Annotated in this window: 16 protein-coding genes; 5 read left to right on the top strand and 11 right to left on the bottom strand. The window is 61.9% G+C overall.

The window, feature by feature from the left end; all coding sequences use genetic code 11:
* Positions 1 to 18: 18 nt before the first annotated feature.
* Positions 19 to 492: a prepilin peptidase gene (locus MJP36_RS26870; protein ID WP_244384461.1), complete on the top strand. Its 474-nt coding sequence runs from the start codon at positions 19 to 21 to the stop codon at positions 490 to 492.
* Positions 493 to 635: 143 nt separating this feature from the next.
* Positions 636 to 1,409 (top strand): response regulator transcription factor, encoded by a 774-nt coding sequence (locus MJP36_RS26865; RefSeq protein WP_060755713.1) that lies wholly within the window; start codon positions 636 to 638, stop codon positions 1,407 to 1,409.
* A gap of 27 nt (positions 1,410 to 1,436) precedes the next feature.
* Here MJP36_RS26865 and MJP36_RS26860 read toward each other — a convergent pair whose 3' ends face one another.
* From MJP36_RS26860 to cpaB, 8 genes are read right to left on the bottom strand one after another with little or no spacing between them, the layout of a single operon-like run.
* A complete protein-coding gene (locus MJP36_RS26860) occupies positions 1,437 to 1,709 on the bottom strand; it encodes a DUF3613 domain-containing protein (RefSeq protein ID WP_060755714.1) in 273 nt (90 codons plus the stop codon).
* A 2-nt stretch (positions 1,710 to 1,711) separates the two neighbouring features.
* The gene (locus tag MJP36_RS26855; protein WP_244384460.1) at positions 1,712 to 2,434 is read right to left on the bottom strand and encodes a tetratricopeptide repeat protein; all 723 of its coding nucleotides are present in this window, start codon (positions 2,432 to 2,434) and stop codon (positions 1,712 to 1,714) included.
* A 10-nt stretch (positions 2,435 to 2,444) separates the two neighbouring features.
* Positions 2,445 to 3,338, bottom strand: coding sequence for a type II secretion system F family protein (locus MJP36_RS26850; RefSeq protein ID WP_081087050.1), 894 nt, complete (start codon positions 3,336 to 3,338; stop codon positions 2,445 to 2,447).
* Between the two features lies 1 nt (position 3,339).
* Positions 3,340 to 4,221, bottom strand: a complete 882-nt coding sequence (locus MJP36_RS26845; protein ID WP_244384458.1) for a type II secretion system F family protein — start codon at positions 4,219 to 4,221, stop codon at positions 3,340 to 3,342.
* A gap of 13 nt (positions 4,222 to 4,234) precedes the next feature.
* Positions 4,235 to 5,503, bottom strand: a complete 1,269-nt coding sequence (locus MJP36_RS26840; protein WP_104995412.1) for a TadA family conjugal transfer-associated ATPase — start codon at positions 5,501 to 5,503, stop codon at positions 4,235 to 4,237.
* Positions 5,500 to 6,693, bottom strand: coding sequence for a CpaE/TadZ family protein (locus tag MJP36_RS26835; RefSeq protein ID WP_060755718.1), 1,194 nt, complete (start codon positions 6,691 to 6,693; stop codon positions 5,500 to 5,502). Before MJP36_RS26835 ends, MJP36_RS26840 begins: the two co-directional genes overlap by 4 nt.
* Positions 6,690 to 7,910 (bottom strand): type II and III secretion system protein family protein, encoded by a 1,221-nt coding sequence (locus MJP36_RS26830; protein ID WP_244384456.1) that lies wholly within the window; start codon positions 7,908 to 7,910, stop codon positions 6,690 to 6,692. The genes MJP36_RS26835 and MJP36_RS26830 overlap by 4 nt, the downstream gene beginning before the upstream one ends.
* Positions 7,911 to 7,925: 15 nt before the next feature.
* Entirely contained in the window at positions 7,926 to 8,855 is a 930-nt protein-coding gene (gene cpaB / locus MJP36_RS26825; RefSeq protein ID WP_244384454.1) for a Flp pilus assembly protein CpaB, read from the bottom strand.
* Positions 8,856 to 9,188: 333 nt separating this feature from the next.
* Between cpaB and MJP36_RS26820 the strand changes: the two genes are divergently transcribed.
* The 3 genes from MJP36_RS26820 to MJP36_RS26810 are packed head-to-tail and all read left to right on the top strand — an operon-like array spanning position 9,189 to position 10,068.
* Entirely contained in the window at positions 9,189 to 9,377 is a 189-nt protein-coding gene (locus MJP36_RS26820) for a Flp family type IVb pilin (RefSeq protein ID WP_244384452.1), read from the top strand.
* 36 nt (positions 9,378 to 9,413) lie between these two features.
* Positions 9,414 to 9,602, top strand: a complete 189-nt coding sequence (locus MJP36_RS26815; protein WP_244384451.1) for a Flp family type IVb pilin — start codon at positions 9,414 to 9,416, stop codon at positions 9,600 to 9,602.
* Between the two features lie 58 nt (positions 9,603 to 9,660).
* Positions 9,661 to 10,068, top strand: coding sequence for a response regulator (locus tag MJP36_RS26810; protein ID WP_060755723.1), 408 nt, complete (start codon positions 9,661 to 9,663; stop codon positions 10,066 to 10,068).
* 565 nt (positions 10,069 to 10,633) lie between these two features.
* Here MJP36_RS26810 and MJP36_RS26805 read toward each other — a convergent pair.
* The 3 genes from MJP36_RS26805 to MJP36_RS26795 all read right to left on the bottom strand — a co-directional run bounded on the left by MJP36_RS26805 (position 10,634) and on the right by MJP36_RS26795 (position 15,389).
* Positions 10,634 to 12,316 (bottom strand): ShlB/FhaC/HecB family hemolysin secretion/activation protein, encoded by a 1,683-nt coding sequence (locus MJP36_RS26805; protein ID WP_244384449.1) that lies wholly within the window; start codon positions 12,314 to 12,316, stop codon positions 10,634 to 10,636.
* A 185-nt stretch (positions 12,317 to 12,501) separates the two neighbouring features.
* Positions 12,502 to 14,238, bottom strand: coding sequence for a collagen-like triple helix repeat-containing protein (locus tag MJP36_RS26800; RefSeq protein ID WP_244384447.1), 1,737 nt, complete (start codon positions 14,236 to 14,238; stop codon positions 12,502 to 12,504).
* Positions 14,239 to 14,540: 302 nt separating this feature from the next.
* Positions 14,541 to 15,389, bottom strand: a complete 849-nt coding sequence (locus MJP36_RS26795; protein ID WP_244384443.1) for a MaoC family dehydratase — start codon at positions 15,387 to 15,389, stop codon at positions 14,541 to 14,543.
* Between the last annotated feature and the right edge of the window lie 2 nt (positions 15,390 to 15,391).

Here is a 15,391-nt window from a genome sequence, read left to right as displayed (position 1 = left end):
AAAAGGGATGTTTTTTACGTGATCCAGGGTGCCGTGGTATTGGTGTGGTTGGGGCTGTGTGCGGCGCAGGACGCTCGGCAGCGGTTGCTGGCTAACCGCCTGACGTTGGGGGCGGCCCTGTTGGCATTGATCTACCTGCTGGGCACGGGCAGCACATGGCTGGGCGCGCCGGCCGGGCAGGGCGCGCTGGCGTTGGTGCTGGCGCTGCTGCTGACCCTGCCGGGTTACGCCCTGGGCCGCCTGGGCGCGGGCGATGTGAAGTTGCTCGCGGCGTTGGCGCTGGCCTCGAATGCGGAGTATCTGCTGGGGGCTTTTATCGGGGCGGCATTCGCCAGTGTGCTCTGGCTGATGCTTGCGCCAAAAGTGTGGGCGCTTCTGGGGCCGGTGTTTAAAGACCAAATGGCCGGTTTGGCGCCGCAATCGTCAAGAAAACTGCCGTTCGCGCCGTTTTTGCTGGTGGGATTCGTACTTACGTGGTTTTGGATCCATTAGTCGTCATGGGGGTATTAACGCTATGTACATAGTCGGAAAGTACGTCTACGTTTAAGTTGTGTAGGAATGTTGTTTAAGTTGTGTAGGGATATTCGTCGTAAAAGATGGGCCAATCTTTTGGCGTGCCTGGCATGGAGTAGCGTGTGAACAAGCTTACCTCTGCGGTTAAAGTGCTCGTGGTCGACGATCAGCCACTGATCGTGGAGGAGCTCTGTGAGTTTCTCGAAAGCAGCGGCTATCGTTGCGTCCCTTGTCAGTCCAGCCAGCAGGCCTTGACGTGTTTCAGCGAAGACGCCGAGATCGGCCTGGTGTTGTGCGACCTGCATATGCCGGACATGGACGGCATCGAATTGGTCCAGGCGTTGCAAAAGGTCGCCGGTAAGCAGCGGGCTTTCGAAGCCATCATGTTGACCGGGCGCGCCGACAAGCAGGATGTGATCAAGGCCCTGCGGGCCGGCTTCGCCGACTACTATCAGAAGCCGATCAACCTGGATGAATTGCTCGAAGGCTTGCAGCGCCAGGACGCCGCATTGCAAGAGCGCAGGAAGGATCTGCAACTGGGGCACTTGAATCAGAAGCTGCAATTTCTGTCCGAGTCCATCAACGAGCTGTATCAGGACATCGATAAAGTCCGCCGCAGCCCGCCAGGGGCGCAGGGCGAAGCGGTCCCGGCGGGGCCGTCGGAAATTCCGGCGATCTTCAAACCGCTGTCACCGCGCCAGTGGGATGTGGCGCGGCTGGTGGGCACAGGCCAGACCAACTATCAGATTGCCTGCGAATTGGGCATTACCGAAAACACCGTGAAGTTGTACGTCTCCCAGGTGTTGCGCCTGACCCACATGCATAACCGCACGCAACTGGCACTGGCGCTGTCGCCTGGCAAATTGGCGCCGCACCAGCAGGTGACGGCTCACTGATCACAACACCATCCCCCCTCCCACAAACTACTGATGATTGCCGCCGGTTTGCCCGCCGACTTTCTGTTCGAAAAACTCCGGGATCGGATGCTTGTAGCTGTCCAGCAACCGCTGGGCAGCCTGTTCGCGTTCGGCGGCGGTGGCTTTTTGCTGGGTGCTGGATGCGAGCTTGCCGCTGACCTGCAACGTCAGCCAATTTTCAGTGGCGGCCTGTTGCGGGGATGAGGGCCCGGGCTCTATGGCCAGCACACTCATGGGTAATGTCAGCACTGCCAGGCTGGTGAGATAGGGTCGTTTCATCATCAATTCCTCGAGTTGCCGTTGGTCTCACGGACCGTGGCGAGCTGATCGCTGGCCTTGGCGACGGGAGCGCCGGAGCCTTTGAGTTTCTCGGCCCTGGCCTGGGCCTCGGTGACTTGTTCCGGGCTCAGGCCCATCTGGCCGACCACTTGTGCGGCCTGCTTCCAGTTATCCTGATAGATCAGCAAGGTCACCAGGTTGATCGCCGCCAGCGGGTCGCTCTGCTTGAGTTCCATGGCGGTCATGAATTCGAAACGGGCGTCTTCCAGGCGCAGTTGGTTGAGGTACACCACGCCCAGGTCATTGCGGATTTTTTCGTCGGTGGGTGCCAAGCGTGCCGCACGTTGCAAGTGCGCCATGGCTTGCCCGTTGTCGCCCTTGGCCGAGGCCAGTTGGCCCAGGCCGTGCTCTCCTTCGGCGGCCATGCAGGTGCCGAGCAGGCTGCGGTACAACGGCTCGGCCTCGCCGCGGCCCAGCAAACGATAGGCCTTGGCCTGGCGCAGGCGCACCTGGGGCAAGTGCGAGGGCAGGTTCTGCAGGTTGGCCAGGCTGGCGTGCAGCTTGCCGTCGTTGGCCATTTCATCGGCCAGGTTCAATGCCAGCTCCTGGTCGGAAGCGGGCTTGGGGCAACTGCCGGTGGCCGTGAGTGCGCTCCACGGGGTTTGACCATTGGTGGCACAACCGCCGAGCAATAACAGGCTCAAACCGGCTATCAAGGCTTTCATCGGGCGCTCCTCATAGGTTACTCAAGGCTCGGGAGATGCCGATGAACGCAGGCCCTCCGAGCACGATCAGCAAGGCGGGAAACAGAAAAACCATCATCACCACCGACATCTTCGCCGACATCTTCGAAACGAATTCCTGGATGCGGGTCAGGCGGCGGTCGTCGAGCAATTGCTTGAGCGCCAGCAACGACTTCATCGCGCCGCCCCCTTGCTGGACCAGTTGCTGGAGGATGGTGCAGGTATCGGTGAACTCATCCACGGCCAGCAGCCGGGCGGTCTTACCCAGCTCCTCGCTGAGTTCCAGGCCGGAGTCGACCCGTGTCAGGATCAGGCGCAGCTCATGGGTCAAGGCCGGCAGCAGGCGCTGCGCTTCAAGGCTGAGCACGCGCAGTGTCTGTTCGACGGCCATGCCTGATTCGAACAGGATGCGCAGCAGCGGGATGAAGGTTGCCACCTCGCGGGCGATCTGCTGCTGCCGACTTTTGGCGAGGCTGGACAGCACGCGCTTGGGCAGCAGGTAGCCAATGCCCAAGGCGATCAGGGGCGCGAGCCAGGGCGAGTCGCTGTGGCCAAACAACACGCCCTGGGCCACCCCCACAAGGCCCATCAGCACCAGCGGCGTGCCGATCTGGAAGGCGGCGAACATCGAGCGCTGGCTGGCTTTACGCCAGCCGACCCGGTTGAGCAGGACCTGGGTTTCATGGTCCAGGCTGAGCGAACGTTGCGCCAGCGGGCTGCTGCCCAGTTGCTGCATCAGGCTGCCGAATTTATCTTTGCGGGCCAGCTGGCCCTGCAGGCGCTGGGCAACCAGGCGTTGGCCGCGTCGCTGCCTGACCAGGTTGGCGAGCACCAGCGCCAGGGCGGCAAGGAACAGGACGGCGCTGATCAGCAGGGCAATCGCCATGTCATACACTCCGCAACATACGCCATAAGGTGAAGCAACCCATGAGTTGCATGGCCAGGGCCACGAACAGCAGCAGGCGACCCGTGTCGTCGTTCCACATGGTCATCAGGTACGCGGGGTTCACTGCCAGGAAGTAGCCCACCATGGAAATGGGCAGGGCGGTGAGGACATAGGCGGTCACCCGGGTTTCGCCGGTCAGGGCGCGCAGCTGACGGGCGGCTTGCTCGCGTTCGCGGATCATCTTGATCAGGTTTTCCAACAGCTCGCTGGCGTTGCCGCCATAGCGGTGGTTGACCTTCAAGCCCAACGCGAACAGGCGAAATTCGTCGCGCTCGTAGAATTCGGCAAAGTCATGCGTCGACTCCGGCAGGCTGACGCCCAACTGCACGTTGCGCTGGATGCGGCCCATGGCTTTTTTCAGGGGGTCTTCGCTGACCTCGATGCCGCCCAGCACCGCGTCGGTCAAGGTGCGCCCGGCTTTGAGGCTGCGTACCGTGTGATCGAGCAACTGCGGCAGCTGTTCGATCATGCGCTTGATGAGCCGCTGATACCGCCAGGCGAGGTACAAACGCAGCAACAGCGGTGGCACCAGCAGCATCATCACCAGGCCAAACCAGCCGGCAACCATCAACCCCAACGCGATGCCCAGGGCCCACAACGCCAGCCACAGCCCCAGGCTGTCACTGGGTTTGCCCAAGCCTGCGCGCAGGAACATGCGCTCCAGGCCGTTCCAGTGGCTGGCTTCTTCGGCGAGCTTGGGCTGGCCTTCGGCAAGGCGGTCCAATACGCGTTCGGTCTGGGCGCGGCGCAGGCCATGGTAAAACGATCGAATCGACAGGCCGGTCAGGATCAGGCAAATCAGCAGCAGGATGGCCCCAGTCATGGTCGAATCCCTTTCACGGCAATGCCGGCTCGCGGCGCAGCTTTTCACCGGCCGGGTTGACCGCCTCGCGCAGGAAGCCGAAGCCGGTTCGCCGGTCATGGCGGAACAGCGTGTTGGTCACGTACACGTCTTCGCGAATGCCCACCACCTCGACCACTTCGCTCACACAGCGGCGGCCGTCGGGCAGGCGGGTCAGTTGAATCACCACATCCAGCGCCGCACAGATCATTTGGCGCAGGGTTTTTTCCGCCACCGTCCGGCCAGTCAGGCCCACCAGTGTTTCCAGGCGCAGCAGGGCATCGGCGGCGTTGTTGGCATGCACGGTACTCATGGAACCGTCGTGGCCGGTGTTCATGGCGGTGAGAACATCGAGCACTTCCACGCCACGGATCTCACCCAGGATGATGCGGTCGGGGCGCATCCGCAGGGCGTTGCGGATCAGGTCGCTGGCCTTGACCTCGCCATGCCCCTCGGCATTCGGCGGGCGGGTTTCCAGACGCACCACATGGGGGTGGCCCAGTTGCAGTTCGGCCACGTCTTCGATGGTCACCAGCCGTTCATGGGGGTTGATCAGTTGGCTGAGGATGTTCAGCAATGTGGTTTTGCCGGTGCCGGTGCCGCCGCTGATGAGGATGTTGCAGCGCTTGCCCACGGCCTCCTGGAAGAAGTCGAAGATGTTCTGGTCGATGGTCTGCATGGCCACCAGGTCGCTGCTCTTGAGCATGTCCTTGCGAAACTTGCGAATCGACAGGCATGGCCCGTCCAGGGCTATCGGCGGGATGATCGCGTTGACCCGGCTGCCATCGGGCAGGCGCGCATCGACCATGGGCGAGGACTCGTCCAGGCGTCGCCCGAGGGGCGCGAGGATGCGTTGCATCACGCGCTCCACATGGTGCGCGTCGATGAACCGCAGGTCGCTCTGGTGCAGCAGGCCGTCGCGTTCTATAAACACCCGGTGCGGGCCGTTGACCAGGATCTCGGTGACGGATGGGTCGCGCAGCAGCACTTCCAGCGGGCCGAAGCCGGTCAGCTCGTCGACGATTTCTTCGGCCAGGCGTTCCATCTCATAGCGGGAGATCGCCAAGTGCATGCGGTTGCTGTATTCGGCCACTTTGTCGATGACAAACTGCGCCAGCAACTGGCGAGAACCTTCCAGCAGGTTTTTCCCCGACTCCTCGATGGCATCGATGATGTAGCGATGGAACACCAGCTTGAGCCCGTCGTGCTCGGTGTTGCTACCGAAGCCTGCGGTAGGGGCACCGAAAAGTTTTTCACTGTTCATTTGCCGGCTCTCAGCAGACGATCAAGCCATTTGTTGGAGGGTTGTTCGTTGCCTGCCGAACGTTTTGCCAGGCGCTCCCCGAGGGTTTTCAGACCCTGGGTCAGGGGTTCGCGTGGCGCCAGGGCGAACAAGGTCTGGCCCTGGTTTTTTGCATTCAGGCGCACGTCCGGGCTCAGCGGCAGCACGGCAATCACCTCCAGGCCAAAGCTTTTGCCCAGGGTTTCGGCGTCCGGTGCACAGCTCTTGAGGTAGCTGTCGACCAACAGTTTGGCGTGCTCCAGCTTCATGCCCTTTTCGCGCCACAGGTTCAGCACCGCGAGGTTGCGTCGGCAGTCCAGCACGCTCTGGTCGGTGTACCACAACAGCTTGTCGCAATGGCTGACGAAGGTGCGCAGGGCTTCGCTGTCCGGTTGGCCAACCAGGTTCACCACAATGTGCTGGAAATGTTGGCGCAACGCGCTGAGCAGCATGTACAACTCGGCGGCGCTGGTGCGCTCCAGGGGCTCATCGTTGGGGGCGTAGGCCAGGATGCGCAGGCCGTCTTGCGCGCTGGTGAATGCGCTGTTGATCAGGGTCGTGTCCAACCGTCGCAGGTGGCGCAGGGCATCGCCGAAATGGAACGAGCTTTCCAGCCCCAGCAGCGCCAGGCTGTCACCTCGGGGCAGGCCCAGGTCCAGCAGCAAGGTGTGCTGACCACTCTTTTGTACGACCAGCGCCAGGTGGCTGGCCAACAGTGCGCCATCGGCATTGCCTTGGGTGCCATACAGCACGCTGAGGCCACCCAGCTGGGTGTTGGTGGTGACCGGCGGCAGGCGTTTGCTCAGGCGCCTTACCAGCCCGGCCACTTCGCTGGAGCGCGAGCCGTAGGCGACAAAATCCCGCGCGCCGGCGCGCATGGCATTGAGTACCAGCTGGTTGTCCATGCCGTCACCGAGGGCGACGATGGCGAGCATCGGTTTGGCTTCCAGGGCGCCTTCGATCAACGCGCTTTGGGCCACCACGTGTTCGCGGTCAAGGCCGATAAACACCAGGCCGGCGAAGGTCACATCGACCAAGGCAAGCAGTTCGTCCAGGGTGCCGCTGCCGGCGCTGACCACTTGGCCAAGTGGGGCCAGCGCGCCCTGCAGCCATTCCAGGTCGGTGGTGTTGCGCGTGATTGCCAGGAACGTCTGGCTCAGGCTATCGCTCATTGGGACAGTCCGTTGAGTCGGTCGAAGTTGCCGTTTTCCAGGAAGTACAGGCGATACCAGTTCGGGTCGTAGTTACGCAGTTTCTCGCCTGGCAAGGACGGCAACTGGGCATTGGCCGCCAACGGCTGCACCAGGTGCGGGGTGACGATCATCAGCAGTTCCTTGTCCTGGCGATTGATGTTGGAATCGCGAAAGAACGCGCCCAGGATCGGGATGTCACCCAGGCCGGGAAACTTGCTGATGCTGGTGGTGTTGCTGCTGCTGATCAGCCCGCTGATCACGAAGCTTTCGCCGTCTGCCAGGGACACGCTGGTGTCCGTGCGGCGAATGGTCAGGGCCGGAACCTTGATATTGTCGATGACCACCGCGTTGGTGTAGTCCAGCTCACTGACTTCCGGTGCGACTTTGAGGGAGATCCGGTTACGGTCGATCACGGTCGGGGTCAAGGTCAGGCGGATGCCGAACTCTTTGTATTCGATCGAGATATTGTTGCTGGCGCTGCTCGGCACCGGGATCGGCACCTCGCCGCCCGCCAGGAAGGTCGCACTCTGGCCGCTCATGGCCACCAGGCTTGGACGTGCCAGGGTATAGGCGAACCCGCTGCTTTCCAGGGCATTGATCATCGCGGATACGCGCCCCCCGCCAAACCCGATATTGAAGTTGTCGGGGCTCACCGGCAGTTTGAAGATCCCTTCGGAAGGCGATACCAGGCTAGGGCTGCCCAGGAAGAAGTTTTTACCATTGCCCAGAATCTTGGTGCTGGCCTCCTTGAGCTTGGTGCGGCTGACCTCGACAAAACGGATATCGGTCTGTACCTGGCTGGGCAGCAAGGGGTCTTCCGATGGCGACAACGACAGGCTGGTCAGCGCCGAGATGGCCTTGCCCTTGACGAACACCATGCTCTGGCGTGGCGTGTTCGAACAGGCGGTCCAGACCATCAGGCTGGTGGTGCCGGAGGCGACGCCGGTCAGCAGGAAACCCCGGTCGCCGTTGAGGTGGACGTCGGCAATTTTCGGGTCACCAATCGCCAGGCGGGTGATGGCTACCGGTGATTGCAGTTCCTGTTGCAAGCCTTCACCCACCGACAGGGCGGCGGGTAGTTGACCCAGGCTGGCGCAATTGCCAGGGGCAGCCACGGCCAGTTCCACGGACAGGTTCGACAGCAGCAGGGCACAGGCGATTTTCAGCGTGAACACGGGTGCGAAACGTCGGTTCATGCAGGGCATCCTTGTTCAGTCAGGCGTTTGTTGGGTGGCTTGATTGCCGCGGATCACCTCGATACCGGTGCGACGCGGGCTGCCCTGGACGAGTTTTTTCGGCGCTTGGGCGAAGGCCAGTTGCGTGAACTGATAGAGGTCGCGGTTGGCGCTTTGCACCTTGCCCGGCACATCGCTTTCGCCGGCCCAGTATTGGCCCAGTAAACGTTCGTCGGCACTGCGTACTGCCAGGCGTAAAGTGCCGGCTTGGGTGGCGAGCATCAGGCGGCTCAGCAGGGCCTCGGGCACCGCCAACACCACGGTGCGTGGCGGGCCGCGACGCTGGGCTCGTTCCTCGGCGGTGAGCGCAGGCGGGGAGGCTGGGGTGCCATCATTGCTCAAGCCCATTTGATCGCCGACGCTGAGCAAACGCATGGCGGGCACCACCACCTGGGCCGATTGTTCGAGGTTGGCGGCGTCCTGGCGCAGGTACAGCAATACGTCCACATAATCGCCGGGGCTCAGTTGGCCGGCGGCGCCAATCACTTCATCCACGGCTACGGCCAGTGCGCGTTCGTCGGGGCGAATCATTCGCGCCAGCGGGCCACCTGGGGTGAAGCTGTCTTCATTCAACCAGGTGCCTGCCCGCAGGGCTCGCCAAGGCGTGCGGCCGATGGCCTGGTCGACGCTGCTCATGCTGCCGGCCGGTACGGTGCGCAGTTTTTCCACCGCGAGATCGGCGGCGCTCAGGGGCGCAAAGGGCGGGACGTCGCGGGCCAGTACCACCACCGGTTGGCGGGTCTGGTCTTCCACCGCGGTAACGGCTTTTTCGACAGGTGCTGCCTGGGGGACCGGGGGAGGCGGTGCCGGTACAGGCGCCCGGCTCAGGACCAATCCCCAATAACCGGCAAACAGCGCACCGAGCAGAAGCACCCCGGCCAACACCATGCTCAGACGCGTGTTCATGACGGCGCTCCCTTTGCTGTTGCACGACACACCCGTCTCTCCGAGCGGGCTGATTTCGCAACGCGGCTGCTATGAACCTGTGACTAACTATTTCGCTATTTGAAGGTAGTTCAGCTAGGACAAAATGCCATTACTGACAGCAAGTTTTCTTGTGCGAAGGGCGGGATGACGTTGAAAACCACGGAATTAAGGCGTCAAGAAAGTAACCCCCTACTTTGTGATTAATCAGTTCTTACAGTTGTGAGGCTGGGGTTTGTTGACAATGCTCAGATGGCACATCGCAATTACTGTGCGGCGTGCTGATAAGGCGCCCTGCGCCTGAGGAGAAGTACGATGATCCTTGAGTTGTTGGTAAAACTTCATATTCAACTTCAGTTGCTTTTTCAGCGCAAAGACGGCGCTACGGCGATTGAGTACCTGATTCTGGTGGCCATTGTGGCCCTGGTGATCCTGGCTGCAGGGACAACCCTGGGAACTAAAATTACGACCTTCATCGGTAAAATCAACACTGCCCTGACCTGAGTTCCAGACCGTATCCTGCGACTGAGGAGAAGTGCTATGGTCCTTGATCTGTTGATGAGAGTGCGTGACCAGCTACTATTGCTGTTGTATCGAAAAGACGGCGCAACGGCGATTGAGTACCTCATTCTCGTGGCTATCGTGGCGCTGGTCGTACTGGCGGCGGGGGCGACCCTGGGGTCGCAGATCACGACGTTCATTGCTAAAATCACGACCGCTATAACCTGAGCTTCAGACAGCATCGGTGAGTACACACGTCATTGTTTGGCAACGCTAGGTAGTACCCATGAATGCTGCAACTGCACCTTTTCGCCAACAAATCCTGTTGGTGGACGACGAAGAAGATGCCCTCGTAGAACTGGCCGAGTCGCTGGAGAACGAGGGCTTCGTTTGCTTTACCGCCACCTCCGTCACCCTCGCCTTGCAGGAGTTGACCCTGAACCCGGACATCGCCCTGGTCATCACCGACCTGAGCATGCCCGAGGAAAGTGGTATCTCACTGATCAAGCGCCTGCGCGAACACACTGAGCGCCAGCACTTGCCGGTGATCGTGATGTCGGGGCATGCTCAGATGGATGATGTCAGCGATATGCTGCGTTTGCAGGTGCTGGATCTGTTTCGCAAGCCCATCTACCTGGTGCGCTTGATCGATACCCTCAACAACCTCTTCCCCCTGATCAAACACCCCTTGTAGTGAGCGGGCTCGCCCCGCGCTGGGCTGCGAAGCAGCCCCAACAAGAACACCACGGTCTTTCAGAAAAACCGGAGTTGGCCGGCTTTGGGGCGGCTTCGCCACCCAGCGCGGGACAAGCCCGCTCACTACAAGTTATCACCAGAGCTTTGTCCGGGTGCGCTTGGTCGGTCCCCTCGCCCTGTAGTGAGCGGGCTCGCCCCGCGCTGGGCTGCGCAGCAGCCCCAACAAGAACACCACGGTGTTTCAGAAAAACGGAGTTGGCCGGTTTGGGGCTGCGTAGCAGCCCCAACAAGAACACCACGGTATTACAGAAAAACCGGAGTTGGCCGGCTTTGGGGCGGCTTCGCCACCCAGCGCGGGACAAGCCCGCTCACTACAAGTTATCACCAGAGCTCTGTCCGGGTGCGCTTGGTCGGTCCCCTCGCCCAGTAGTGAGCGGGCTCGCCCCGCGCTGGGCTGCGCAGCAGCCCCAACAAGAACACCACGGTCTTTCAGAAAAACCGAGTTGGCCGGTTTTGGGGCGGCTTCGCCACCCAGCGCGGGGCAAGCCCGCTCACTACGATCGTCAGAGCTGGTAGCTGAAGCTCAGCGTATACCGCGGCCGCCGGTTGAGGCTGTCGAGGGCGATATCCGACATGGGTTTGGAGGCTTCCAGCGCGATGTTGTAGTACTTGTTATCGCCAAAACGCAGGCCCACGGCCGCCGATGACATGTCGTTGCCCTTGACCGGCAGCGTGTTGAACCAGGTCTTGGCACGATCGAGCACAACGTAGGGTTGCAGCACCTTCACCCAGTCACCGGCGCGGTTGAAGCTGTAGTTGACCTCGTACGCCACGCCCCAACCCTTGTCACCGGAAGCCTGGTCGTCAGGGTAGCCACGGCCGAAGTTCTGCCCGCCGAAGGTGGCGCGTTCGCTGTCGGGCAGGGTGGCATCGCTCCAGTAGAACGCGCCCGACAGTACCCCTTGCCAGTTATCGAAGAACTTGTCGCTCTGCACGCCGGAGAGGCGCAGGCGGAAGAAGTCGAGGTCAGGCGTGGTACTGGTCAGATCACTGTGGGTCCTGGCGCCCAGGCCGTTGATACCCTGATACAGACCGGCGCTGAGGATGCGCAATTGCCGGGCGTCGGCCTTGCGCCAGTCACCTTCGAACGCCAGCGCGCGCAGGTTGGTTTCGATATCGAAGCGGTTGGGGTAGCCCACCAGTTGATAGCGTGTGGTTTGGTCCACCGCATACAGGCGCGCGCCCAGGGTCAAGGATTCGGTGGGCGAGGCGATCAGTGGGTGGCTGAGGCCGATGGTGTAGCGATCGATCGACTGGTGCGGCTTGAGTTCGAAGCCGCCGTCCAGCTGGATATTGCTTTTGGGGTCGGCGCGATAACGTTCGGCCCCCAGCACAAGCTGGCTGCCTTCGGCATTGATGAACTGGCTGTAGCCCACGCGGTAATAGTGCTTTTTGTCGTCGCCGGGCGGGAACAGGCCGCTGACGTTGAGCTGTTCGCCCATGGATGTCTGGGCATTGCTGGTGGCGGTGAGCAACGCTTGGGTGCCGCTGCGGTTGTCTTCCACCAGGCTCATGCTGGTGGTGAAGGGTTTGCGGCTGGCCTGGATCACCATGTGCGCGGCGCCATCGGTGGTCCCAGGCGGCGGTACTTGCGCTTGCAGCGTCACGCCGGGGATACGCCCCATGAGCGTGGTATAGCGCTCGAACGTCTTGCGTGTAAGTGGGCGTTCGGCGAGGAGTTTGTTCGCCAGTTTATCGACATAGGCCGACACCGAACCGATGTCGCCGCTTTGTTGGTAGTCCTTGATGTAACCCTCCACCAGCACCACGCGTACCAGGCCGTTTTCAAAGTTCTGTTGCGGCAGGAAGGCGTAGGACAGCAGGTAACCGTCCTCTTGATAACGACGGGTGATGCTGCGGGTGGCTTCGATCAATTGCGCCAGGTTGGTCTCATGACCGATCAACGCCGAGTAGGCTTTGGCGGTCTCGCCGAGCGGGTAGATCGTGCCGCCCTCGATCTGCAGCTTGCGGATGGTGATTTTGGTGTCCATCAACAGAGGCTGGCCCTGGGAAGCGGGGGCCTCCGGCACCTGGGTCTTGGGCGTGACCGGTCTGTAGGCGTCGGCGGGCAGGTTAGGCACCGGCAGGTTGCGGATGGTGTCGTTGCTGTTGAGAAAGTTGGGCAGGCTCTCGGCTTGGGCGTAAGCACTGAGGGAAAGGACTAACAACGGTGTGAACACGCGCATAGGACACTCCATGGTCAACTGCAGCAGCGTCTCGGGCCCGCCGGGTTCTGGGACTCGGTTCGGGAGGACCAGGCGTTGTTCGACAAGGCCGGCCCATAAAAAAGACGAGAGACTTACTCAGGGTCTCTCGTCTCAACCAAGCGTAGGCGCTGGAGGGGAGGCCGTCTAATCGGCCAGGTGCAATTCTAATTAGGGCCTGTCAGGCCGTTCAGCAAGCCTCCCAGGCCACCTGTTGTCCCGGTGCTGGCACTGCCGTTGACCGAGGTGTTGGTCGTGGTGCTGGCGCCGACGTTCAAGCCACCGAGCAGGCCGCCACCCGTGCTGCCGGTTCCGCCGGTGACCAAGCCACCCACTGAGCCTACGGTGTTGCCGAGCGACGTTACCGTCGTGCCCACGGCGTTGGTGACCGGGTTGGCGTTGGCGGTGGTCAGGTTGGTGCCCAGGCTGCTGACAGCGCCGCCGACCTGGGTGACCAGACCGTTGACCGGAGCGCCGATGCCGGTGGTGGTGCCGACGTTTTGCGTCAGGCTGGTGACGCCGTTGGTGACCGGGGCCAGCGCTGTGCCGACGTTGGTCGCCAAGCCTGCGACTGGCGTCGTGGGGGCGGTATTGGCGACGCCGGTGCCGCCGATGACAGTGCCCAGCGAGGCCACGGTATTGCCCAGTGCCCCACCGGTGACACCCGCAGTACCGACTGTGCCGTTAGTACTGCCGGCCGTCAGGCCGTTACCTACGTTGGCGACTACACCGCCGACCAGTTCCGGCAAGCCGGGAGCAGCGGCACCGCCGGCGGGCGCAACATAGCCACCCGACTGGTTGAGCACGCCACCGACGCTGGCCAGCGCGCCGCCGGCCGCCGTGGTGACAGGGTTGCCTGCGCCGCCGGCACCGGCGACTTGGCCGCCTACGCCAGTAACGGTCGAGCCGACTTGATTCAGCAGGCCGTTGAGCGGAGTGCCCAGGCCGGTAGCTCTACCGAGGTTGCCAGTAGTGTTTTCCACCAGGGAAACCACCGGTACCAGTGCACTCCTGCTCAGGGTGTTGGTTGCGCTGCCCAGTGGTCCGGTGGTGCTGGCGGTACTCAGGGTATCGCCGAGCATGGTCACGGCTTGGCCAACGTTACTCACCAGCCCCCCCGCTGCGGTGCCGACGCCGCCGGTCAACCCGCCGACGACTGGCACGCCACCCAACGTGGTGCCCAGGGTGCTGCCGGTGTTCGACACGCCGGTGCCGAGGTTGGCCACGCCAGTACCGATGCCGGCGACGGTGGTGCCCAGCGCATTGCTGTTGGTGCCCAGGGTACCCAGGCCATTGGTCACGCCGCTGCCGATGCTGGTGACGGCATTGCCGGTCGCGGTGACGAGGCCACCGGCCGTAACACCGACGACGGGGACGCCGTTGAGTGTCGAGCCAAGATCGCCGACGGCAGCACCGACGTTACCGACGGTAGTGCCCAGCGTGCCTGCGATCTGGCCTGTGACCAGCGGGGTGGTTGTCGAACCGGTGCCGCCAGTGCCACCGCCGGTGCCGCCAGTACCACCGCCGGTGCCGCCAGTGCCACCGCCGGTGCCGCCAGTGCCACCGCCGGTGCCTCCAGTACCGCCGCCGGTGCCGCCAGTGCCGCCAGTGCCACCGCCGGTGCCGTCAGTGCCGCCGCCAGTGCCAGCAGTGCCACCGCCGGTGCCGTCAGTGCCGCCGCCAGTGCCAGCAGTGCCACCGCCGGTACCGCCAGTGCCGCTTCCAGTCCCACTACCGCCACCTGTGCCTCCACTACCACTTCCCGCACCCGCATCCGGGGAAGACGCCGCCACACTGCTGTGATGGCCGCCGCCACCGCTGCTGCAGCCGCCAAGGCTCATCGCCATGACCAGGGCCAGCGCGGTACTTGCTTTCCATAGCACTACTTGAGTTTGAGTTTTCATGATTGAGTTCCCTTGCACCTGTACAACCTTGGTTGTTTCAAACGTCGACTATTTCTAGGGATAGGCATACGTTTGTCCGTGCGTTAATCACAGACCTGAGTGCTCTTTCTCGCAATGCTCAACTTGGTATTAACGATTTATATAGGCGCGGCATTAGTTGGCTTAATGACTAATACCAAGTGTGTAAAAGAGAGGGCTTTTGGATAGGGTTATTTCATGAAGAACAATGAGTTAAGTAAAAAAAAGCGGACGCCGAAGCGTCCGCTATAACTTAGGGTTTATATACAATTAATTCCTGTGGTTCACGCAATAGGTCGCCACTTGCCGAGCATATGTTGAATGTCGCCGGCCCCCTTGAGTTGCAACTCGCCACTGGAACCCGCAGCCGTGGTGAGTAATACAACTTCACTGGGCAGGCGCACCGGCTTTTTGAATTCGACGTCTATCTCGACATTCGCGGCGGGCAAATGCTCGTGCAATGCGGCCAGTGTCCGGGCGGTATTCCACAGTCCATGGGCGATAGCCTGGGGGAACCCGAAGAGCCTGGCCGTCAATGCGCTCAGGTGGATCGGGTTGTAATCGCCGGATACCCGAGCGTATCGGCGGCCAATATCGGCGGGCGCCTTCCAGCGGGCCAGTTCGCTGACGTTATCGGTTACCGACAAATGCTCTTCCTGGGCGTCGCCTTCGAGTTTCACTGCGCGGCAGAGCATACGGCTATCCGCCTCCCACAACAGTCCCAGTGAATCCTCGACCGTGGTCACAATATCAAAGGTCGCCCCCTTGGCATGGGGCCGCAGGTTGTGCGCGTACACGCTGATCAGCACATTGCTCACGCCTCCCAGCGGACGATGGATACGGATCCGATTGCTCAGGTGAATCAGCCCCAGCAAAGGAAAGGGAAACTGTTTGTCGGTGAGTAATTGCATCTGCAAGCCAAACGCCAGGATATGCGGATAAGTCCCTGGCAGGACCGAACTGTCAGCGAACCCGCAGACCTGGCGATAGGCGGCCACCTCCGTGGGGTTCAGGTGAATGTGACAGCGCAGTCCAGCATCGGGCAGGGTGTCGCCGGTGATCTTGCGCTTGAGCGCGGCCCGCCAGTACAGCGGCGGCAGAGGCGGGGTGCGGTCGAGTGTCTGCCATTCCATGC

The organism is Pseudomonas palleroniana (genome assembly GCF_022836895.1).
Classification (GTDB): domain Bacteria; phylum Pseudomonadota; class Gammaproteobacteria; order Pseudomonadales; family Pseudomonadaceae; genus Aquipseudomonas; species Aquipseudomonas palleroniana.
Note: the sequence above shows the minus strand (reverse complement) of the source record. Positions and strands in the feature narration are given on the sequence as shown.